The sequence below is a fragment of the Bradyrhizobium sp. HKCCYLS3070 genome (assembly GCF_051167575.1).
In the GTDB taxonomy this organism is placed as follows: domain Bacteria; phylum Pseudomonadota; class Alphaproteobacteria; order Rhizobiales; family Xanthobacteraceae; genus Bradyrhizobium.
On record NZ_JBNPTI010000017.1, the window covers coordinates 21,481 to 43,187 of the forward strand.

General features: G+C 65.3%; 19 protein-coding genes. 8 read left to right on the forward strand and 11 right to left on the reverse strand.

Going from position 1 to position 21,707, the window contains the following annotated elements:
- Positions 1–17: 17 nt before the first annotated feature.
- A complete protein-coding gene (locus ACQR03_RS30685; RefSeq protein ID WP_434842215.1) occupies positions 18–932 on the reverse strand; it encodes a dioxygenase in 915 nt (304 codons plus the stop codon).
- 149 nt (positions 933–1,081) lie between these two features.
- Here ACQR03_RS30685 and ACQR03_RS30690 point away from each other — a divergent pair, with 149 nt between their 5' ends.
- Complete coding sequence (locus tag ACQR03_RS30690) at positions 1,082–2,356, forward strand: serine hydrolase domain-containing protein (protein WP_434842216.1); 1,275 nt, start codon at positions 1,082–1,084, stop codon at positions 2,354–2,356.
- Between the two features lie 242 nt (positions 2,357–2,598).
- On the forward strand, positions 2,599–4,116 hold the full coding sequence (locus ACQR03_RS30695; RefSeq protein ID WP_434842217.1) for a sensor histidine kinase: 1,518 nt from the start codon (positions 2,599–2,601) through the stop codon (positions 4,114–4,116).
- 6 nt (positions 4,117–4,122) lie between these two features.
- Here ACQR03_RS30695 and ACQR03_RS30700 read toward each other — a convergent pair whose 3' ends face one another.
- Together ACQR03_RS30700 and ACQR03_RS30705 are read right to left on the reverse strand one after the other, a co-directional pair.
- Complete coding sequence (locus tag ACQR03_RS30700; RefSeq protein WP_315715723.1) at positions 4,123–4,857, reverse strand: cytochrome c biogenesis CcdA family protein; 735 nt, start codon at positions 4,855–4,857, stop codon at positions 4,123–4,125.
- A gap of 304 nt (positions 4,858–5,161) precedes the next feature.
- A complete protein-coding gene (locus tag ACQR03_RS30705; RefSeq protein ID WP_315737708.1) occupies positions 5,162–5,407 on the reverse strand; it encodes a hypothetical protein in 246 nt (81 codons plus the stop codon).
- A gap of 515 nt (positions 5,408–5,922) precedes the next feature.
- Here ACQR03_RS30705 and ACQR03_RS30710 point away from each other — a divergent pair.
- The 3 genes from ACQR03_RS30710 to ACQR03_RS30720 all read left to right on the forward strand — a co-directional run bounded on the left by ACQR03_RS30710 (position 5,923) and on the right by ACQR03_RS30720 (position 8,807).
- Complete coding sequence (locus ACQR03_RS30710) at positions 5,923–7,143, forward strand: LysR family transcriptional regulator (RefSeq protein ID WP_315715722.1); 1,221 nt, start codon at positions 5,923–5,925, stop codon at positions 7,141–7,143.
- Between the two features lie 7 nt (positions 7,144–7,150).
- Positions 7,151–7,546 (forward strand): helix-turn-helix domain-containing protein, encoded by a 396-nt coding sequence (locus ACQR03_RS30715; protein WP_015668220.1) that lies wholly within the window; start codon positions 7,151–7,153, stop codon positions 7,544–7,546.
- Positions 7,547–7,985: 439 nt separating this feature from the next.
- Positions 7,986–8,807, forward strand: a complete 822-nt coding sequence (locus ACQR03_RS30720) for an enoyl-CoA hydratase (RefSeq protein WP_434842218.1) — start codon at positions 7,986–7,988, stop codon at positions 8,805–8,807.
- Here ACQR03_RS30720 and ACQR03_RS30725 read toward each other — a convergent pair.
- The 3 genes from ACQR03_RS30725 to ACQR03_RS30735 form a co-directional block, all read right to left on the reverse strand.
- Positions 8,804–9,883, reverse strand: a complete 1,080-nt coding sequence (locus tag ACQR03_RS30725; RefSeq protein WP_315715719.1) for an isocitrate/isopropylmalate dehydrogenase family protein — start codon at positions 9,881–9,883, stop codon at positions 8,804–8,806. The two genes, ACQR03_RS30720 and ACQR03_RS30725, sit on opposite strands and share 4 nt — an antisense overlap.
- Before the next feature lie 164 nt (positions 9,884–10,047).
- Positions 10,048–11,115: an alcohol dehydrogenase gene (locus tag ACQR03_RS30730; RefSeq protein ID WP_434842219.1), complete on the reverse strand. Its 1,068-nt coding sequence runs from the start codon at positions 11,113–11,115 to the stop codon at positions 10,048–10,050.
- A gap of 230 nt (positions 11,116–11,345) precedes the next feature.
- Positions 11,346–12,413 (reverse strand): CaiB/BaiF CoA transferase family protein, encoded by a 1,068-nt coding sequence (locus ACQR03_RS30735; protein WP_434842230.1) that lies wholly within the window; start codon positions 12,411–12,413, stop codon positions 11,346–11,348.
- 339 nt (positions 12,414–12,752) lie between these two features.
- On the opposite strand from ACQR03_RS30735, the gene glgA reads away from it, so the two are divergent.
- Complete coding sequence (glgA, locus tag ACQR03_RS30740) at positions 12,753–14,168, forward strand: glycogen synthase GlgA (protein ID WP_315715717.1); 1,416 nt, start codon at positions 12,753–12,755, stop codon at positions 14,166–14,168.
- A 158-nt stretch (positions 14,169–14,326) separates the two neighbouring features.
- On the opposite strand, the gene ACQR03_RS30745 is transcribed toward glgA, so the two are convergent.
- The 3 genes from ACQR03_RS30745 to ACQR03_RS30755 all read right to left on the reverse strand — a co-directional run bounded on the left by ACQR03_RS30745 (position 14,327) and on the right by ACQR03_RS30755 (position 18,742).
- Positions 14,327–16,450 (reverse strand): methyl-accepting chemotaxis protein, encoded by a 2,124-nt coding sequence (locus ACQR03_RS30745; protein ID WP_315754189.1) that lies wholly within the window; start codon positions 16,448–16,450, stop codon positions 14,327–14,329.
- 239 nt (positions 16,451–16,689) lie between these two features.
- Positions 16,690–17,844, reverse strand: a complete 1,155-nt coding sequence (locus ACQR03_RS30750) for a patatin-like phospholipase family protein (RefSeq protein ID WP_316202300.1) — start codon at positions 17,842–17,844, stop codon at positions 16,690–16,692.
- Positions 17,845–17,920: 76 nt separating this feature from the next.
- Positions 17,921–18,742, reverse strand: coding sequence for a 3-hydroxybutyrate dehydrogenase (locus ACQR03_RS30755; protein WP_315754193.1), 822 nt, complete (start codon positions 18,740–18,742; stop codon positions 17,921–17,923).
- 190 nt (positions 18,743–18,932) lie between these two features.
- On the opposite strand from ACQR03_RS30755, the gene ACQR03_RS30760 reads away from it, so the two are divergent.
- Positions 18,933–19,823, forward strand: coding sequence for a LysR family transcriptional regulator (locus ACQR03_RS30760; RefSeq protein WP_316202328.1), 891 nt, complete (start codon positions 18,933–18,935; stop codon positions 19,821–19,823).
- Here ACQR03_RS30760 and ACQR03_RS30765 read toward each other — a convergent pair.
- Positions 19,811–20,530 (reverse strand): peroxiredoxin-like family protein, encoded by a 720-nt coding sequence (locus tag ACQR03_RS30765; RefSeq protein WP_316202301.1) that lies wholly within the window; start codon positions 20,528–20,530, stop codon positions 19,811–19,813. The two genes, ACQR03_RS30760 and ACQR03_RS30765, sit on opposite strands and share 13 nt — an antisense overlap.
- 85 nt (positions 20,531–20,615) lie before the next feature.
- Entirely contained in the window at positions 20,616–20,897 is a 282-nt protein-coding gene (locus ACQR03_RS30770) for a hypothetical protein (RefSeq protein WP_315715711.1), read from the reverse strand.
- Positions 20,898–21,141: 244 nt separating this feature from the next.
- On the opposite strand from ACQR03_RS30770, the gene ACQR03_RS30775 reads away from it, so the two are divergent.
- On the forward strand, positions 21,142–21,627 hold the full coding sequence (locus ACQR03_RS30775; protein ID WP_409977935.1) for a cupin domain-containing protein: 486 nt from the start codon (positions 21,142–21,144) through the stop codon (positions 21,625–21,627).
- Positions 21,628–21,707: the final 80 nt, after the last annotated feature.

Genomic DNA, 21,707 nt, shown 5'->3' on the forward strand with positions numbered 1-21,707 from the left:
GACCTGCCAGCCGCGGATCAGGCGGGTTCAGGCGCGATCGCGCCAAGCGGCCTCGGCGCCACGCCCGCTCCCGGCTTCATGCGGAAATCATAGGTCATCAAGTGCCATGGCCCGATGGCCAGCTTGCCGTCCGGCATCACCGCGTCGCTGCGCCGCTCGACCTGGGCGATGAGCTCGTCCTTGACGCCAAAGACGACGTCGCTGTCGAGATATTCGTCGCCGCCGACGAAGACATGGGTGATGAGCGGCTCGTAGCCCTTGGCGTCCACCAGGAAATGCACATGGGCCGGGCGCATCGGATGACGCTTGGTCTCGAGGATCATCCGTCCCACCGGACCGTCGGTCGGGATCGGATAGCTGCAGGGCAGGATGGTGCGGAAGAAAAAGCGGCCATCCGCATCGGTGATGAAGCGCGCCCGCGACGACGGACCATCGCTTTCATAGGACGGCCGCTGCGAATCGTAGAAGCCCTCGTCGTCGGCATGCCAGACATCGACCGCGGCGCCTGCCAGCGGGGCACCCGCCAGATCGGTCACCCGTCCCTGGACGAACATCTTCTCGCCCTTGAGATCCGCCGAGATGTCGGTGCCGTGGGGCGTCACCTTGTGCTCGCCGACGTAGAACGGGCCGAGTACGGTCGTCTCCGTCGCCCCTGCCCGGTCGCGATGATTGATGGCGTCGACCAGCATCGACACGCCGAGCACGTCGGACAGCAGGATGAACTCCTGCCGGCTTGCGGTGCAGGTCTGTCCGGTGCGGGTGAGAAACTCGATGGCGGCGGCCCATTCGTCGAAAGTGAGCTCCGTCCGGCGCACATAATCGTGCAGCGACTTCACCAATTCCTGCAGCAGGAATTTCGCGCGCGGATCGGGTGTCCGTTCGAAGCTCGCGACGACGGCCTCCGTGAGCTCGCCTTCATTGAATTGTGTCATTGCCAATTCCTCCCGGCGCAAAGGGTACACGACGCATGCCTGGCCTGCCATTGGACGCGGCGCGTTTTTCGGCTATCACCCGGAACAAACGGCATGCGCGGCCGATCCTCGCGCCGGCCGCCAGAAACCGATCATAGCGGAGACGCCCGATGCTCGCCCCGACACCCGCCTCGCCCGAAACCGTCGGCATGTCCAAAGCCGCGCTCGATCGCATCGATACCCATCTGCGGCAGCGCTATGTCGAGGCCGGCCGCTTTCCCGGGACGCAGTTGATGGTCTATCGCCGCGGCAAGATCGTGCATGCGAGCTCGCTCGGCTATGCCGACGTCGAGCGCAAGGTCCCGGTCAGGGACGACACGATCTACCGCATCTATTCGATGACCAAGCCGATCACCTCCGTCGCCTTCATGATGCTGGTCGAGGAAGGCAAGGTCGCGCTCGACGAGCCGGTCGCGAAATACATTCCGGAGTGGAAGAATCTCGGCGTGTTCGTCGCCGGCACCGCACCGGCCTTTGTCAGCCGGCCGCCGTCGCGGCCGATGCTGATCGTCGACCTGCTGCGCCACACCTCCGGCCTGACCTACGGCTTCCAGCAGCGCTCGAACGTCGATGCCGCCTATCGCGACGCCAAGATCGGCGCAGTCGAAAAGGCGGGAACGCTACAGTCGATGATCGATGATCTCTCGCGTATTCCGCTCGAATTCTCGCCGGGCGAGGCCTGGAACTACTCGGTCTCGACCGACGTGGTCGGCTATCTCGTCGGCAAGATCGCCGACCAGCCGTTCGAGCAAGTCCTGAAGCAGCGCATCTTCGATCCGCTCGGCATGAGCGACACCGATTTCCACGTGCCCGCGGCGAAGGCGCACCGGCTGGCGGCGTGCTACTCGGCCGATGCCGGCGGCGCCTTGTCGTTCCACGCCGCCGATCGCAAGGGCGGCCTGACCTTGCAGGACGACCCGGCGACCAGTTCGTTCCTGAACCCGCCCGACTTCATCTCCGGCGGCGGCGGCCTGTGCTCGACCACGGCCGACTATCTGACGTTCTGCCGCGCATTGCTCAATGGCGGCGAGCTCGGCGGCGTCAGGCTGCTCGGACCGAAGACGCTGAAGCTGATGACCTCGAACCATCTGCCGGGCGGCGTCGACTTGCCGGCGCTGTCGCGCTCGATGTTCGCGGAAGCAGCCTATAACGGGATCGGCTTCGGTCTCGGCTTCTCGGTGACGATGGATCCGGCCAAGACGTTGATCCCCGGCAGCGCCGGCGAATATGCCTGGGGCGGTGCGGCCTCCACGGCGTTCTGGATCGACCCGGCCGAGGAGCTGATCACGATCTTCATGACCCAGGTCTTGCCGTCGAGCGCCTACCCGATCCGCCGCGAGCTGCGCACGATGGTGTACGCGGCGATCACCGAGAGCAACGTCTAGGAGAGGCGTCGTGGCGGTAAAGCCGCTCAGGGAACCGGCGATCCCCGCGCGTTGCGCTTGGCGTGCACGCGGTGCTCTCTTATGCTGACAGTCATGTGAACGGCTGCAACCGCCGAGCCCTTGCGGAGGCAGCCGCTCCAGCCTGATATGCGCTCGCCGCACAAATTCGCCTCCGCCCGACGCGTCTCCCGCCTGCGTCAGTCCCAACGGCGATCAGCAGCGCCAGCTCAAACGGGGCATCCGTGCCAAAACTCTCCCTGCCGATCCGGCTTGCTCTTCTGGTCGCAGGGACCACACTGCCGCTCATCCTGTTCGCAGGCGGAATCGTCTTGCACAGCTACATGCAGGATCGCAGCGACGCCCGTCAGCGCGTGCTGGAGACGGTGCGCAGCATCCGGCTGACGCTCGATGCCGAAATGCAGCGCATGACCGGCGGCGTCCAGGTCCTGGCGCTGACCGATGCTCTGACCACCGGCGATTTCGAACGCTTCCGGCCGATCGCGATGGGCTTCCTCGAGCAGTACGGCAAGAACGGCACGATCGTGGTCGCCGACCGCAACGGACGCCAGCTATTCTCGTCGGCGACGACGGATACGGCTCACCTGCCGACGCGCAACAACCGCGAGATCACCCGCCGCGTGTTCGAGACCCGGCAGCCGCAATATTCCGACCTGTTCTACGGCGTCGTGAAGAAGAGCCTGATCGTCACCGTCGAGGTGCCCGTCTTTCGCGACGGCGAGGTCGTCTATGACATCTCGTTCAGCCCACCGATCGAGATGTTCCAGACCATCCTGGAAAAGCAGCGGCCGAATCCGGACTGGACCTTGTCGCTGCTCGACCGCCAGGCGACCGTCTTCGCGCGCGTGCCAAATCCGGCGGAGACGATAGGCAAGCAGGCCTCGCCCTCGGTGTTTGATCGCATGCGCAACGAGCAGGAGGCGACGCTGTCGAGCGTATCGCTCGAGGGCGTGCCGCTGCTGTCGAGCTTCACCCATTCCACTCTCACCGGATGGACCATCGGTGCCGGCATCGCCGAGGATTCGCTGGTTGCGCCGTTGTGGCGCAACCTCGCCGTCACCAGCCTGCTCGGCGGCATCATGCTGGCGATCGGTCTGGCCTTCGCGGTGCGGATGGCGACGACGATCGCGCGCGCCGAGATGCTGCACGACCTGCTGATCGAGGAGCTCAATCACCGGGTCAAGAACACGCTGGCGATCCTGCAGGCGATCGCGGTGCAGACCTTCCGCAGCGCCAGCCGCCATGAGCGTGAGAAGTTCGAGGGCCGGCTCGGCGCGCTCGCCGAGGCCCATAATCTGCTCAGCAAGGAGAAATGGCAGGGTTCTGAGCTGCAGGACGTGATCGAGCGCGTGCTCAAGCCCTACCGCCTCAACACGCCCGACCGCATCAGGATCTCCGGCCCGAAGGTGGCGCTGTCGCCGCGGCTCGCCGTCGTGCTGTCGATGATCGTGCACGAGATCGCAACCAACGCCGCCAAATATGGTGCGTTCTCCAACGACACCGGCACGGTCGATCTGTCCTGGGAGCTGGCGAGCGCGGCCGACGCGGCGAAGAAGCTGCCGGCACGGCTGCGGCTGGTGTGGCAGGAAACCGGCGGCCCGGTGGTCTCGGCGCCGATCCAGCGCGGCTTCGGCTCCCGCCTGATCGAGCGCAGCGCGCGCGATCAGCTCGGCGGCGAGGCCACGGTCGACTTCCTGCCGCCGGGCGTGGTCTACACCATCACCTGCAAGCTCGACGATTGAGCCGCGTCAGCCGAACCTCTGCAGCGCCGGGAACGTCTCGAGCAGCCAGATGCTGAAGGTCGAGACCGCGCCAGTGAGAAAGCCGATGCCGGTGGCGATCATCAGCACGCCCATCGCGCGCTCGATGTTCACGAGATGGCCACGCATGCGGATGAACAGCGCCGAGAACTGTTCGATCATGAACGCCGCGACCAGGAACGGAATGCCGAGGCCGGCGGAATAGACGGCAAGAAGCCCCGCCCCCTTGGCGACCGTCGTCTCCGCGGCTGCGATCGAGAGGATCGCCGCCAGGATCGGCCCGATGCACGGCGTCCAGCCGAAGGCGAAGGCGAGCCCCATGACATAGGCGCCCCACAGGCCGACCGGCTTGGGGATCGGCAGCCGCCCTTCGCGCATCAGGAACGAGATCCGCGTCAGGCCGAGGAAGTGCAGGCCCATCACGATGATGACGACGCCGGCGAGGATGGACAACTGCTCCGACCAGGCCCGGATCAGGCCGCCGATCAGCGAGGCGCTCGCCCCCAGCATCACGAACACGGTGGAGAAGCCCAGCACGAACAGTGCGGCCGAGATCATCACGGCGCGGCGCGACGCGGCCGGAGGCTCGTCGCTCTCGATGTGCTCGATCGTGGCGCCGGTGAGATAGATCAAATACGGAGGAACCAGCGGTAGCACGCAGGGCGAAAGAAAACTGACCAGGCCAGCAATGAACGCGGCCGGAATCGATACGTTCTGGATCATGCGAGTCCCGCGATACGCCCCTCCAGGCGCAAGCCGGGGCACGACGCTTCTTGCCGCCGATGCGGGGAATACGCAACAGACGTGCCGAAGTTACGGCGGTCAACGATGATCACGGCCTGCGGGCTTTCGCCAGGATAGAGCCCGACGTCCCCGGATCGGGGCCTCATTGGCGAAGTCCCCCGCCCCGATAGGGAGTGTCGCCTCGCTTTAACCGGCTCGTCTGCGAGCCGGCGCGCGCCTCACCGTGGGATCACGACATATCACAAATGCGCCAAATGCACCCTTGTGCACACATCGAACTGTGCTATTTCACCACTCGAAGCAACGGTGGCCGGCGCTGACCCGGCTGCAGCTTCGCATCGCGCAGCTTGTCGGGATTGTCGGCTTGAACCATCTCATCGCAGAGCGATTTCAGATCGTCCTCGCTCAGACGGTTCAGCTTCATGCGCAGGTCGAGGATGGCAACCGAGACCAAATGCGCCGATTCGCGATTGCCCGTCGCCGCGAGCATGGCGCGGCACTGCTCGAGGGACGCAAGCACTGCAAGCATTTGTTCGTCTGAATTGGCCACAGGCGTCGTTTCCGTTCTAGTAGCGTGCGACGAGATGGAGCCGAGCAACTCCCGACTCGCGGATGGCTTCCAAATACGTCATGTCGTTGCTCCCCTGCGCTTTGCCGATGCGGCTCAGCCGAGCCATGCACCCACCCCCTGGGACGGCACGACGGCGTCCTGGCATGACGCAGGGTGAAGAGACATCACCGCTCCCCGGCATTCGATGAATTAGCGCCACGATCCGTTCATCACGATAGCATGACAACGGCCCATCTTCGAATACCATTTCATTGCGGTCGAGGCAAAAACCGTCGATCTTAGGTTCGACTCGCGTTAAGCGTGTCCCTGTCCTACATGATGTGTCAGACCGCGCATCTGCTGGCGGTAAGACCATGCTGCAGAGAACTGAAGGTGGCAGACTCATCGACCCTCGATCGCTCAACCAAATCATGGCACGAACGTGCCCTGCCCGTAATTTATCGGAATCACTCTAGCAGGCGGAGAGAGCTTGTATGCGCGTTGCGGCGGAACGGGGCGTTCCTCAGAAGGAACGCCGGGAACTAGCCGAGACCCCTGCGACGCTGGCACCAGGGGAGCACGGCGGCTCGTCTGCTGGGGCAGGATCGAGCATTGAACTGAGCCGAGAGAGTGGCGGCGCCAAGGGCGCAACGGCGAGCAAGCCGGCAAGAACTGCGACGGGCCGGGCCGCCCCGGCCAAGTCGACCGTGAGCAAATCGGCGCAGGCAAGCCTCACCGACTGGGATGCAGCGCGGATATTCCTCGAGGTTGTCAGGGCCGGCAGCTTTCGCTCCGCGGCCGAGCGGCTGACGCTCTCGATCAATGCCGTACGGCGACGCATCGATGATTTCGAGCGGCAGATCGGCGCGACGCTGTTCACGCGCGATGTCCACGGCGCTCGGCTGACCGACGAAGGCGCGCTGGTGGTCTCCGCCGTCGAGCACATGGAGGCCGCGTCATTCGAGCTGCTGCGCGCGGGCGATGGTCTCGCCGGCGCTGCGTCGGGCGAGGTCCGGGTCGCGGTGACCGAGGGGCTCGGCACGTTCTGGCTGGCGCCCCGGCTGGTCGAATTTCAGCAGAGCTTTCCCAACGTCATGGTCGATCTCTATTGCGCGATGCGCTCGGCCGACGTGTCGCGTCACGAGGCCGACGTCGCCATCCACCTCTCCCGGCCGGCGGCGCTCGACGTCAAGCTGGTCCGGCTCGGCCGCATGCACCTGATGTGCTTTGCGAGCGAGAAATATTTGGAGATATTTGGCATCCCAAAGACGATTGACGATCTTGTCAAACACCGCTTGGTTCTGCAGGTGGCGGACGAAGCCGCCGCCAATGCCGCCTTCGCCACCATCTTCCCCGGTTTCGAGCAGCGGGACCTGATCGCGATGACCACCAATGTCTCGAGCGCCAATTACTGGGCCGTGGCGCACGGCGCCGGCATCGGGGTCTTCCCAACCTATGCGAGTGCCCTGGGCGGGAAGATCATACCACTGGAGGTTGACCTCAAGTGGTCCTACGACATCTGGCTGTCTTATCATGCCACCACCGGACGCATCCCTAGGGTGCGTCACATGATCGACTGGCTGGTCGAGGCTTTTAACCCTGGCAAATACCCGTGGTTTAAAGACGAATTCATTCATCCACAGCAACTTAAAACAGTATATATGGGTGAACCCCTGACCCATCTATTCGGGGGCTTTCCGATGGAAGGACGGTAAAATCAGTATGAACAAATCAGCGGCAAAGAAAATGAAGCAGCGCAGTGCGGGCAAGCCCGACATCGAGCTCGGCAAGCGGATTCGCCTGCGGCGTGTAGAGCAGAAGATCTCGCAGGCCGAGCTCGGCGAGAAGCTCGGCGTGAGCTTCCAGCAGGTCCAGAAGTACGAGAAGGGCGTCAACCGGGTCGGCGCTGCGCGTCTGCAGCAGATCGCCACCGCGCTCGACGTGCCCGTGACGTTCTTCTACGACGGCGACAGCAAGGCGCGCGAGGTCGAGAGCCTCCTGTTCCTGGACTCAGCCTTCAGCCTGCGGTTGCTGCGCGCCTACAGCAAGATCAAGGACCAGACCGTGCAGCGTCAGCTGGTATCCTTGATGGAATCGATCGCAGCGAACGAAGAATAGGCAAGGCTGTCTGATCCGTCAGACAGGTCTGCCCGTGATGGATATGGGCCATCTTCGCTCGAGGGCGCAACTTGGGGGCGCCAGGCGCTCTGCCAGCTCGGGCGAGTTCACTGCCTCGGCTCAAGGCCGAGCGATCGGCGCGGCCGACACACCGGCCCTTCTCGTCCGCACAGCGATCGCTGCGCGGTCTGAGGCTTCGTCGCTTTTATAATCTCGTGCTCTCTGCCGTCATAGGAAGTGGCGGCATGCCGGCGTTTCGGTCCTGTCCGGCCGACGCTGATCATGAACGCTGCGCGTCCTCTCCTGGGCCACACGTGCACAGGTCGAGAGCTCGGCCCGAACGTCCCTTTGCCTGCCCATCATGTCCTGAACTTGCATTGACGCCGTCACAGGCGCGGTGAACGATGCCGGCCGCCTGCCCTCCTGCGGACGGACCCACATGCCGACCATCTCCGAGCTCCCCACCACCTTCGCCGGGGACAAGATCCTCATGACCAGAGCGGACGATGGCGTCGGCATCATTACCTTCAACAACCCGGACAAGCGCAATGCGATGTCGCTGGAGATGTGGGAGGGGCTCGGCCAGGCACTGGTCGCGCTGCGCGACGATGACGCGATCCGGGTCGTGGTGCTGACCGGCGCCGGCGGCAAGGCCTTCGTGTCCGGCGCCGACATCAGCCAGTTCGAGCAGAGCCGCCACAATGCCGCGGCCTCGGAGGCCTATGCCGAGCGAAGCGCCGCCCAGCGGGCGCTGCTCGCCGGCTACCCGAAGCCGACGATCGCCTGCATCAGCGGCTTCTGCCTCGGCGGCGGCCTGCAGATCGCGATGCTGACCGACATGCGCTTCGCCGCCGCGGACAGCCAGTTCGGCATCCCCGCCGCCAGGCTCGGCATCGCCTATGGCTATGACGGCCTGCGCAACCTGGTGTCACTGGTCGGCCCGTCGCAGGCGCGGCTGCTGCTCTATACGGGCCTGCGGATCGATGCCGCGGAGGCGCTGCGGATCGGCCTCGTCGACCGGATGATGAGCAACGACGAACTGCTGCCGGCCACGCTGGAGATCGCCCGCACCATTGCCGTCAATGCGCCGCTGGCGGTCAAGGCCGCCAAGATCACCATCGCCGAAGTGCTGAAGGACGAAAGCCGCCGCGACATGGAAGCCATCAAGCGGATCGGCGACATCTGCATGGATTCGGAGGATTTCCGCGAGGGCCGCCGCGCCTTCATGGAGAAGCGCAAGCCAGCCTTCAAGGGACGTTAGAGCGCCTCCAGCACCGCCCTGGTCACGTCGATCGTGCCGGCATTGCCACCGAACTCGAATGGCTTGAGGCCGGATGCATAGACCTGGTCGACGGCCTGCTCGATCCGCTGGGCCGCCTCTGCTGCCCCCTCGATGCCATGGGTGTCCGCCAGCCAGTCCAGCATCATCGCGGCCGACAGGATCATCGCGGTCGGGTTGGCCTTGCCCTGCCCCATGATGTCGGGCGCGGTGCCGTGGCAGGGCTGGAACACGGCGTGGCGATCGCCGATGTCGGCCGACGGCGCCATGCCCATGCCGCCGACGAGACCAGCGGCGAGATCGGACAGGATATCGCCGAACATGTTCTCGGTGACCAGAACGTCGAAATCCCACGGGCGCTTCACCAGCATGAGCGCGCAAGCATCGATGTAGAGGCGGTCCGTCTTCACGTCCGGATGAAGTTGAGCGACCTCGTCGAAGATCTTACGGAAGTAGGCGAAGGCCTTGAAGACGTTGGCCTTGTCGACGCAGGCTAAAGTCCCCGAGCGGCCGCGCGCGCGGCGCCGGGCGGCGAGCTTGAAGGAGAAGTTGAACAGCCGCTCGGATGTCTTGCGGGTGATGACGAGGGTCTCGCGCGCCTCCTCATGTGTCACGACACCTTTGCCCATCGAAGCGAACAGGCCTTCGGTGGACTCGCGGATCACGACGAAGTCGATGCCGCGCTCGGCGGCGCCGACGATCGGACTCGGCACGCCCGGGATCAGCCGCGCCGGCCGCACGCCGGCATAAAGGTCGAAATGGAAGCGCAGCTCGATCTGCGGCGCGATCTCGGTGTTGTCGGGATAGCGCACCGACGGCAGCCCGCAGGCGCCGAGCAGGATCGCGTCCGCCTCTTCGCACAGCCGGATCGTGGAGTCGGCGATCGAGACGCCGGTCGCGAGATAGTTGTTCGCGCCGGCCTGGGCCTCGGTGAACCGGAACGACAGGCCGGCCTTGGCCTCGACCTTGCGCAGCACTTCAAGGGCCGGCGCCATGACCTCCGGCCCGATGCCGTCGCCGGGGAGAACTGCGATGTGGAGTGCGTTGGTGGAGGGCATGCTTTTTTCTTCGTCACACGAGGGATTTAGCGCCGTCATTGCGAGCGAAGCGACTTGTCCGCCTTAGCCCGAAGGGCGACGGCGGAAGCAATCCAGGGCCCAGGTTGAGACTCTGGATTGCTTCGTCGCTTCGCTCCTCGCAATGACGATGGAGAGGGTGTGTCCTACGGCGTCAGCACGGCGCGGCCGACCAGCTGACCCTTCTGCAGCTCACGCAGGGCATCGTTGGCCTTGGCGAGCGGCATCGGCGTCACCGGGATCGGCGCGATGTGCTTGGCGCGGACGAGGTCGAGCAGCTCCTTTGTCTCGCGGAGGTTGCCGACATAGCTGCCCTGGATCGTCACCGCCTTGATCGGAATGAGCGGCAGCGCCCACGGCGCGCCGCCGCCGAACAGGCCGACGATGACCAGCTTGCCGCCCTTGGTGAGGCAGTCGAATCCCAGCTGCGCGGTGGCGGCATTGCCGACCAGGTCGATGACGGCCCGGATCGGCTCGCCTGCGGCCTTGTTCAGTTGCTCCAGCGCATCAGGCGCCTTGCCGTCGACCGCCGCCAGCGCGCCGGCCGCCAGCGCCGCCTCGCGCTTGCGCGCGTCGATATCGACCACGATCGCACCCTTGCCGCCCATTGCCTTCAACAGCGACAGCGCCATCAGCCCGAGGCCGCCGGCGCCGAAGATCACGATCGGCGTGTCGAAATCCTTCTCGACCTTCTTGAGCGCGCTGTAGGTCGTGACACCGGAGCAGGCGTAAGGCGCGGTCGTCACCGGATCGAGCCCCTTGAGATCGATCAGGTGGCGCGGATGCGGCACCGTCATGTGGTCGGCATAGCCGCCGTCGCAATAGACGCCGAGCGAGGCCGGCTTCAGGCACATGTTCTCGTCGCCGGCGAGACAGGTGGCGCACTTGCCGCAGCCGATCCAGGGATAGACCAGCACGACGTCGCCGACCTTCAGCCCGCTCTTCTCCGCCTCGGTGACCTCCGGCCCGAACGCCACGATCTCGCCGGCGCTCTCATGGCCCATGGTCCGCGGCAGCGACACGCCGCGATCCTTGAGGGACAGCGGCTTGCGGCCGTGCCCGAGATCATAGCCGCCTTCCCAGATGTGCAGATCGCTGTGGCAGACGCCGGCCGCCTTCACCTTGATCAGCACCTGTTTGCCGAATGGTTGCGGTGTCGGCTCGTCGACCTCGGTCAGCGGCGCATTGAAATCGGTGACCTTGAAGCTCTTCATGGTTTCACTCCCGTAGTCCGTGCGGGCGCGACCGGACGGCGCATCGACGGGACGAGCGGCGTGGCTGCGCGCGGCAACGTCGCCTCGGACCTCCTCCCCGGCATGAGCGCGTCCGGCTGGTCCGGACTGTTCTTGCGATATCGCGACATTGGCTGGAAACGTGAGGAGCGGCAAGGCTGCGCGCAGCACCTGCGGTCATGGCAGCCCTGCAGCGTTTTGCCTCAGCGAGCTCAAGGTTTTGCAGCGTCGCCTACGCCAGCTCCCCGCAGGACTTCCACGGTGTGCTCTCCGAGGCTTGCGGCCCGCGGGCCGGCCGCAATCTTCGCTTCCGACATCCGAAACGGCAGGTTGACGACCTTGAAGTTGCCGGCTGCATCCTCCACATTGGCCAGCGCGTCGCGATGCGCGATCTGCGGATCAGCCAGCGCATCGGCCACGCTGCGGTAGGCCGAACTTGGCACGCCGCCCGCATTCAATGCCTCCAGGCATTGGGCGACGGTGAGCCGGCGCGACCAGGCTTCCACGCCATCCATCAGCGCCCCCCAGTTTGCCCGCCGGTCGGAATACTTTGCGAATCTGGGATCATCGACCCAGTCCGGATGGCCGATCACGGTCATCAGGTTCTGGAACGTCTTCTCGCTGGCGATGGCGATCATCACATAGCCGTCGCGACACTCCGCCGGGCCGAAGGTCGGCCGCGACGGCTGCGTGACGGGAAATTGCGACCATTGGATCTCGTTCAGCGTCAGGCTCAGCATCGATTCCAGCATCGAGCAGTCGATGTGCTGGCCGCGCCCGTTGCGTTCGCGCTGATACAGAGCGGAGGCGATGGCGCCGAACGCGTAGGTCCCGGTGACGACGTCGGCATGATAGATGCCGCAATAATCGGGCCGGCTGCGCCCCGGCTGGTAGGCGAGATGCGCCATGTCGTAGCCCGAAGCCGCATGGATCACCGGGGCGTAGGCCGGGAGTTCCGCCGATGGGCCGGTCTGGCCGTAGCCCGAGATCGAGCAGTAGATCAGCCGCGGGTTCAGCGCGCTCAAGGCCGCATAGTCCAGCCCGAGCCGCTGCATCACTCCAGGGCGGAAGTTCTCAACCAGGATATCGGCCGATGCGACCAGCCGACGCACCGCGGCGACACCGTCGCGCGACTTGAGGTCGAGCACGACGCTCTTCTTGCCGACGTTGAGCTGACCGAAAGCGGTAGAGCAGCCATGACGCATCGGAGGCCGGGTGCGCATGGTTTCACCTTCGACTGACTCGATCTTGATCACCTCCGCTCCCATATCGGCAAGCATGCGGGCACAGTGCGGGCCGGCGATGGTGGTCGAGAAGTCGAGGACGCGCAGTCCCTCGAAACATCCTGTCAAACGGCTCTCATCGTTTCCCACTAGACTCACCCTGGCAGCTCCCTGGTTTGAACTCTTCTCGCTCGGCACCGAGGCCGAAGGTCCGCTTTGCCGTCGCGGATTCACAAAGCGTAAGCCATCGATCGTTGTGCAGGTCGTTTCTAGATCGAACCATTCGATGTCGAAAGCGTTTGGCGTCCCGCCGCGGTGCGGCAGCGCCTTTCTTCATGACTGAATTTGGACCTTTTCTTGCATAGGACGAACATGGGGCTTGATCGAGGACATCTCTTGCGGGTTCTGTTCGTTACGACCGAAATGGACGATTTCGTCCGGGTGGGCGGACTGGCTGCCGTTTCGGCGGCACTTCCCCGGGCGCTGCGCTCACACACCGATGTCAGGATCATGCTGCCCGGCTACCGGGACGTGATCGAGCAACTCACTCACATCGAGATCGTCGGCCACTGCGCGCCCCTGGCAGAGATGCCGGGCTGCGCCCTGGGGCGGTCGTCGACCCGCGACGGCCTGCCGGTCTACGTCCTGCTCTGCGACGAGCTCTACGACCGGCCGGGCAACCCCTATGGCGACGAAAGCGGGCAGGACTGGGCGGACAACGACATCCGCTTCGGCCGTCTCGCCGCCGCCGCCGCCGAGTTGGCGGCGGGCACGCTGGACAAGAACTGGGCAGCCGATCTGGTCCACGCCAATGATTGGCAGGCCGCATTGGTGCCGGCCTATCTGGCGTGGCGCGGGGTCGACGTACCGTCGATCCTGACCATCCACAACCTCGCCTATCAGGGCCTGTTCCCGCGCGAGTCGCTGCGCCGGATCGGCGCCCCCGAATCCTCGTTCCACATCGACGGTCTGGAGTTCTACGACAAACTGTCCTTTCTCAAGGGCGGTCTGATCTATGCGTCGCATCTCACCACGGTCAGCTCGACCTATGCCCAGGAGATCACGACGCCCGAGCTCGGCTGCGGGCTGGAGGGCCTGCTCCGGCAGCGCTCCAATGCCGATGAGCTGACCGGCATTCTCAACGGCATCGACGAGAGCTGGGATCCCCGCTACTGCCAGCAGCTGGCGCAGCCCTTCGCCGCGGGCGACTGGAAGGGCAAGAAGGCCAACGCCGACTACGTCCGCAAGCAGTTCGGCCTCGCCGTGTCGCGCGGTCCGATGTTCGGCATCGTCGCGCGCCTCGTCCATCAGAAGGGCATCGACCTGGTGCTGGAAGCCGCCGATGAGATCGTCGGCGCCGGCGGCCAGATCGTGGTCACCGGCACCGGCGAGCCCGCCATCGAGCGCGCGCTGATGGAGGCCCACCGCCGCCGGCCGGACGCGATCGGGGTCGCCATCGGCTTCAACGATGCACAGGCGCGGCGCATCTTCGCCGGCAGCGACTTCACCCTGATGCCGTCGCGCTTCGAGCCATGCGGCCTGAGCCAGATGTACGCCCAGCGCTTCGGCTCGCTGCCGATCGGCCACCAGACCGGCGGCCTCGCCGAGACCATCACAGATGGCGAGACCGGATTCCTGTTCGAGAAGCCGTCGGCGGAATCCTTCCTCGGCGGGGTGAAGCGCGCGTTTTCGGCGTTCACCAGCACCGAACGGCTGAACGAGATGCGGCTGTCGGCGATGGCCCGCTCATTCAGCTGGAACCTGTCGGCCGCCTGCTACAACGCGCTGTACCGGAAGATGCTGGCGTCGTAGCCCGCTCCCGTAGCCCGGATGAGCGAAGCCACATCCGGGTTCATCTCATCCTGTCGAACAGGCCCCGGATATCGCTTCGCTCATCCGGGCTAGGGTCAAACAACAAAAGCCCGGACCTCGTCCGGGCTTTTTCTTGGGCGCTTGTAAAGGCCGGCTTCTTACGCTGCGCGGACCGCTTCCAGGAAGCTGCCGACCTCCCGCTTGAGGCGGTTGGAATCTCCAGCCAACGACTTGGCCGACGACAGCACCTCGGCGGAGGCCGAGCCGGTCTGCGAGGCGCCGCGCTGCACGTCCGTGATGTTGGACGAGACCTGCTGGGTGCCGTGGGCCGCCTGCTGCACGTTGCGCGAGATTTCCTGCGTTGCCGCGCCCTGCTCTTCGACCGCCGCCGCAATGGCTGCTCCGATCTCGGCAAGCCGCTCGATCGTCGAGCTGATCGCCTGGATCGAATTCACCGATTCCTGCGTCGCGGCCTGCACGCCCGAGATCTGCTGTGAGATCTCCTCGGTCGCCTTCGCCGTCTGTTCCGCGAGCGCCTTCACCTCGGTCGCAACCACCGCGAAACCGCGGCCGGCGTCGCCGGCGCGCGCCGCCTCGATGGTGGCGTTGAGTGCGAGGAGATTGGTCTGTCCGGCAATGCTGTTGATGAGCTCGACGACGTCGCCGATGCGGGCTGCGGCCTGCGACAACTCGGCGACGCGCCCATTGGTCTGGCGCACTTGCTGCACGGCGTCGCCGGCCATGCGGGCCGACGCCTGGACCTGACGGCTGATCTCGGTCACCGACGAGGAGAGCTCCTCGGTGGCGGAGGCGACCGACTGAACGTTGGCGGACGCTTCCTCCGACGCAGCCGCCACCACCGTGCTGAGCTCCTGCGAGCGGCTAGCGGTGTTTGTCAGCATATCCGCCGACGTCTCGAGGCCCGAGGCCGCCGACGACACGGTGTTGACGATGTCGGCGATCGTCGACTCGAAGTTGCGCGTCAGCGCATCCAGCCGCTGGGCCCGATCGATCTGCGCCTGCGCGTCGCGCTGCGCGGCCTCGTCCGAGGCCTTCTTGGCGATCAGCGCGTCCTTGAAGATCTTCAGGGCGCGCGCCATCGCGCCGATCTCGTCCTTGCGGGACTCGTTCGGAATGTCGGCGCTCAGCTCGCCATTGGCGAGGCGCAGGGTCACGCCGGTCAGCCCGACCAGCGGGCCGATGACGCCGCGGACGACGCCGATGACCACGGCGACCGACACGATCGCCACCAGCAGCAGAACGCCGAGCGCGATGAACAGCCGCAGCCGCGCCGCGCCGATCGCCTGATCGATGGCCTGATGCGCGGACTTCAGCGCCGCATCGCGCAGCACGATGACGTTGTTCAGCATCGGCGTGGTCCAGCGGCCCCATTCCTCAGCCGTGACCGGCGACGGCTGTCCGTCGCGCCCCGCCGTGACGATCTGACGGTAGCGCTGTTCGCCAGCACCCATCAGGGTCGTGCGCACGTGCTCCAGCGCGGCGGACACCTCCGGCGTATTGCGAACGCTGCGCGCCGCGAGCTCGATCTGCTGCCACAGCAGGGTCACCTGTCCGCTCTGCTCGGTCACCTCGGCAAGACGCGCCGGGGTCCAGCTGACGTTCTGGATGAAGAAGCGCAGCACGGCGGAGCGCGCGCCGTTGATCGTGCGCATCGATTGCGACAGCTGCGCAAGCTGGGCCGAAGGCAACAGGTTCTCGACCTCGCCGCCGGCCCCCGACAGCTCGATCGCGGTCTCGTCGATGGCGGCATTCAGGGACTCGGCCGCCCGACCGAGGCCATCCGTGGTCGTCGCCTGGATGTTCGCCGGACGTTGCGCGGCCGGAAGCGGTACAGCGTTGCGCGCCGCCGAACGGACGCCACGCAGTGTCGTCGCTGCGGCATCGATGTTGGTGGTCGGCAGGCCCGCAACTTGCGCGGCGGTCTTGGCCCGTGCCAACGACTCGTCCGTCGTGGCGATGGCCTTGTCGAGCTTGGCGACATCATCCGCCGACGCGGACCCGGCCGCCGCGAGCAGATTCCACTGGCCGCGCTCGAGCGGGATCTGCGCATTGACCTTCAGTGCCAGCTCGAAGGCGTCCAGAACCTGCTCCGCCCGCTCGCGCTTGCGCAAGTCGCCCCACCCGCTCCATGCGAGCGCAAAGGCGAAGGCCATCGCGAAGAAGCCGGTCAGCAGATTGCCGGCAAGAATTTTCCATTTGAGACTGACCGCACCGGTCTCCGGCTTGATCGTCTCATTCTGCAGCACCGAGCGCTCGGACATCGGCCGTTCCCAATCAAATATCGCTGCCCGGCCGGTCACGCTCGCGTCGGCCGATACGCGCTGGCGCAGCGGCCTCCGGCGACGTCCCCGCGCGGTCGGCAAACACGAATCGCGGCGATGCTGCCGCGCCATAATGATTAAGAACGAATGGCGACTAATCCCTTAAACTGAGCTGATCCGAGCGGTATCGGAATGCCGCGATACCGCGCCAATCGGATCGACTCGGCCCATCGGGCCCTCTACTCCGCAGCCGCTGCAAGCGTCACCGAGGGATCGTGCAACACCACGCCGGAGAGCGGATCGTGCTCGCCCGACCAGGGCCTGCGCTGCAGGACCGATCGCGTGTGCTGATAGCCCGCAGTCCAGCGCGCGATGATGCCTCGCTCGGTGAAATCGATATCCTTGGTATGGCTCTCGCGAGCGAGTTGCGGGGCCAGCAGCCGGACGACATGCATCCGCGTCTGGCAACCGTGACTGACAAGATCGCGGATCGCCGGATCATTGCGGGCCGACTCCGGCAAATGAACCGCAAGCTGATTGATGATATGCCGCAGCCGATGCGTCTGCTGCTGGCGCGCGATATGGCTCGAGATCCGGCTCGAATATTGCGCGTCCTTGTGGCGGTTGAACACCTCCGCCATGGTCGTCGGCTCGGCTCCCTCGGGATTCCACAGATGCACGGCGAAGATCAGCGAGTCCTTTCGCGGATTGTCGTCGAACACGACCTCGGTCGGCGTGTTCGACAGGATGCCGCCGTCCCAATACAGTTCGCCATCGATGCGAACTGCCGGAAACGCGGGAGGCAGCGCGCCCGATGCCAGGATGTGGCGGACATCCAGCACCTCGTCGCGACTGTCGAAATAGCGCATCCGGCTCGTCCTGACATGCGCCGCCCCGACCGTGAGGCGTAGACCGCCATTGTTGAGACGATCGAAGTCGACGAGCTCCTGCAGCGTTTCGCGCAGCGGAGCGGTCGAGTAATAGCCGGCCTGCTCGGCACCGAGCGGATAGGACTCCCCGGCATGCGCCAGGGCGTTGGGACGGAAGAAGCCCGGAATCCCATGCGTCACGGTCGTCCAATAGGACAGCCGCTCGTTGAAATCCGGAAAGGCCGTGCGCACTGTCCAGGCTGGCCGCCGGTGCATCTGCTTCCAGAACTCCCGCAGCCGCGTCATGCGCTCCTGCACCGGGCTGCCGGCGATGAGAGCGGCATTGATGGCGCCAATCGATGTCCCGATCACCCAGTCCGGCTCCAGACCAGCCTCGTGCAGCGCCTGATAGACGCCGGCCTGGTATGAACCGAGCGCACCACCGCCCTGCAGGACGAGAACCACCTGCCCAGGCAGCCTGCTGCGATCGATCATCGCGCACATCGTGTCGTCGACGTCGGCCATGTCTCCCTCCTCATGTCTCCCTCCTGATGCATTGTCCTGTTCGCAGTTTTCCCGTCGCTGTTACATCGCCCAACCGTCAATGTGCGGTCCAACCACCATCGACCGGCAGGGCAACACCGGTGATCGATGCGGCGGCATCGCTGGCGAGAAAGACGGCGAGCGCACCGATCTCCTCCACCGTTGCAAAGCGCTTGTTCGGCTGTTGCGCCAGCAGGACATCGCGGATGACCTGATCGCGGGAGATGCCGTGCGCCCTGGCCTGTCCGTCGATCTGCGCCTCGACCAGCGGCGTGTAGACGTAGCCTGGACAGATCGCATTGCAGGTGATGCCGATCTCGGCCGCCTCCAGCGCCGCGACCTTGGTCAAGCCGATGATGCCATGCTTGGCAGCGACATAGGCCGATTTGAACGGCGACGCGACGAGGCCATGCGCCGAGGCGATGTTGATGATGCGACCGAAGCTATTCCGCCGCATCGACGGCAGTGCCAACCGCATCGTGTGGAACGCCGACGAGAGATTGACCGCAACGATGGCGTCCCACTTTTCGACGGGAAACTGCTCGAGCGGCGCGACGTGTTGAATGCCGGCGTTGTTGACCAGGATGTCGATACGGCCAAATTCCTGCAGGGTACCGGCCATCATGCGCGCGATCGCTTCCGGCTGCGTCATGTCGGCCGCAGCATAGCCGGTGCGAACACCGAACTCCGCAGCGATCTGCGACCTGATGCGGCCGATCTCCTCGGGAGCTCCGAAGCCGTTCAGCATCACGTGCGCCCCGGCACCGGCAAGTGCCTGCGCAATCCCCAGACCGATGCCGCTGGTCGAGCCGGTGATCACCGCCACCCTGCCGGACAACGGAGGTAATGTGGATCGGGCTTTCAGTGAATCTACAGCCATGGCGTCGCCTTCGTCCGAGCAGTTGAGCCCCGTGCCTGCACAAATTGCCGGGCCGCCATGACCAATGGAAATGCCGTTTGGCTCACCACACGATAGGTGTTCGCTATCGCAATCGCTGGTGCCAAGCCCCGCTTGGTAGGATATTGCACCCGGGGACGTCGGCCCGATCGAACGGAGCACCTCGATGGAAATGCATCAGGTTCGGTATTTTCTTGCCGTTGCCCGGCTGCTGCACTTCACGCGCGCGGCCGAGGAATGCAACGTGACGCAGCCGTCGCTGACGCGTGCGATCAAGCAGCTCGAAGCCGAGCTCGGTGGCGACTTGTTCCGGCGTGAGCGGCCGGCCGCGCAACTCACCGAGCTCGGCCAGCGCATGCATCCACTGCTGAAGCAATGCTACGAGGCTGCCGTTGGCGCGCGAACCCTCGCCTCGTCCTTCAAGAGCGGAGAGCTCGGCACGCTCCGGATCGCGCTCGCCGACTCGGTCGACCTTGCGCTGCTGATCCCGCTGCTCGATCAGCTGCAGCGCCAGTTCAACCAGCTCGAGCTCAGGTTTCTACGCGGCAGCAGCCGCATGATCGCAGAGCATCTGAAGAGCGGCGAAGCGGAGCTCGGCATCGCCTCGGAGATCGACGAGACCTGGGATCGGCTGGATGTCTGGCCTCTCTTCACGGAGGACTTCGCGCTCGCCGTGAGCAGCCGGCACCGGCTGGCCGGGCAGGATCCGATCGCGATCGATGATCTGGGCGGTGACGCGTTGCTGTGCCGCAACTATTGCGAACATGCGGACAGGTTGCGCACGCTGCTCCGCGAACGCGGCGTCGACCTCGGACGAACTCATGATGTCCACTCCGAACGCGACCTGATCGCGCTGATGGAAGCCGGAGTCGGCATCGGTGTGGTGCCGCAAACGACCACGCTGCCGGAGACCCTGCATCGGGCCACCGTCGACGGACTCGACGCGCGGCGCACCGTTCATCTCTACGGCGTTGCTGGCCGTGAACGCACGGCGGTTGCCTCGACCGTGATGCGCATGCTGCGCGGCAGGAACTGGCAGGGATGGCTCGCTCAGCTGTCCTGAGCCGCGGCCTGGCGAAGCGCTTCGACCAGATCGTCGATTTCCATCCGCTTGCGGAAATCGGGATCGACGAAGCGCGCCTTTACGAGACCGTCACGCCCGACCACGAAGGCAGCCGGAATGGGCAACACCCAGCCGTCATTGCCGTGGAAGCTCGCCAGGTCCTGGTGCGCCAGTAGTTGCTGGATCTCACGACCAAGCCAGATCGCGAGGTTGAGCGACAAGGCATAGCCGTTGTCGAGATCCGTCAACACAGGGAAGGTGGCGCCGGCGTCCGATTTGAACTGCTGCGTGAACGCCTGCAGCTCCGGCATGATCGCGACGATCGCGCCGCCCGCGGCGTCGATGCGCTCCTGCGCCTTGATCACCGCGCGAACGTTGAGCCGGCAATAGGGGCACCAATGGCCGCGGAAGAACATCACGGCGACCGGCCCCCGGACGAGGCAGGATTGCAGGCTCACCAGCCGGCCAGCCTCATCGGGGAGGACGAATGGCGGCATCGTCTCACCGGGCCGCGGCGCAGTCTCGCCGCCGCCGTTGTCTCCGAGCCGCGCCACCAGGCGGTCGACGGCGGACGCGTAGGCCGGAAAGATCTCGCGACCCGCAGCGGCATAGGCATCGAGCTGCTGACGCAGGGTGCCCTGCATCTCCCTGCATTGCAGGAAGGCCTGTCTGAGCCGCTCGGCATCCGCGGGTGAAAGCACTGTCATGAGCAGCTCCGGCAGGTTCAGGACCCCAACCATGATAGTTTCCCGGGCAAGCCGACCACAAGGGCGGCCTGCCCGACTGTCGCGCTCAGGGCCGATAGAAATTGCCGGTGGGATCGAGCATGCCGGACGCCGAATAGAGCTGCCCGTCGCTCATGAAGAAGACGGTGTTGTTCGGCACCTTCCTGGCGTGGCGCATCATGGCCCGATGATTGGCGTCGCCGGCGGCCATCGTCATCATGCTGGTCTTGCCGGCGCTGTAGACATAGGCCATGCCGGGCGCGAGATCGAGGCCGCCTTGCGCGATGGCTGCGGTGGCAGAGACCGCGACCACGGCCGCGGCGATCAAGGTCTTGGACAGGCGGGTCATGGATATCTCCTCCTCATGAATGCTGTCGCCCGTCATCGGGCGTCCGCATTACAAGCGCGACCTGCTCTGCTTGAGAAATGCCGTTGTCCAATCGCGAGGATAGCGTCCGCCTATCGATAGCGGCGGTCTATCGGCTCCAGAGAAAGGATGCATTTCCATCATGTCCCCTGCTCCCCGATGGTGCGCCTCGCGATGCCCGCTCGGCGCGGGCCGCTGTTCCATCAGAGGAGACAATGACATGTTGATGCAGATCGCACCTACACGCGCGCGCCGCCTGAGCGCTGCTTTCGTCCTGGCCGTTGCTACGACGGTGATCGCGGCGTCCGGCGCCCGCGCCGGCGAGTGTCCGGCCGACAAGATCAAGGCCGGCGTACGTGAGAAAGCCGACGTCAAGGCGGTCGGCGTTACCGACGTCACGCTTGGCGCGATCGATCTCGCCAAGCAGCCCGCCAATATCAAGGACCGCGAGTTGCGCTTCCGCAAGCTGACCATCGCGCCCGGCGGCATCGTGCCGTGGCACAGCCATGACGATCGCCCGGCGCTGATCTTCGTTCAGCAGGGCGAGATCATCGAATATGCCAGCAACTGCGCCGAGCCGATCCTGCACAAGGCCGGCGATCTGAGAGCCGAGGTGTTCGGCACGTCGCATTGGTGGAAGAACGACGGCAAGGAGACGGTCATCCTCTATGTCGGCGACGTTCGCAAGGATCCGCACGATCACAACATGTAGATCGCGGGCCTCCGCCAGCCGCCTTCGGATCGCCCCCTTCAGGCAGGCGATCCGGATACGGCCGCGTTGCCTGTGGAGCC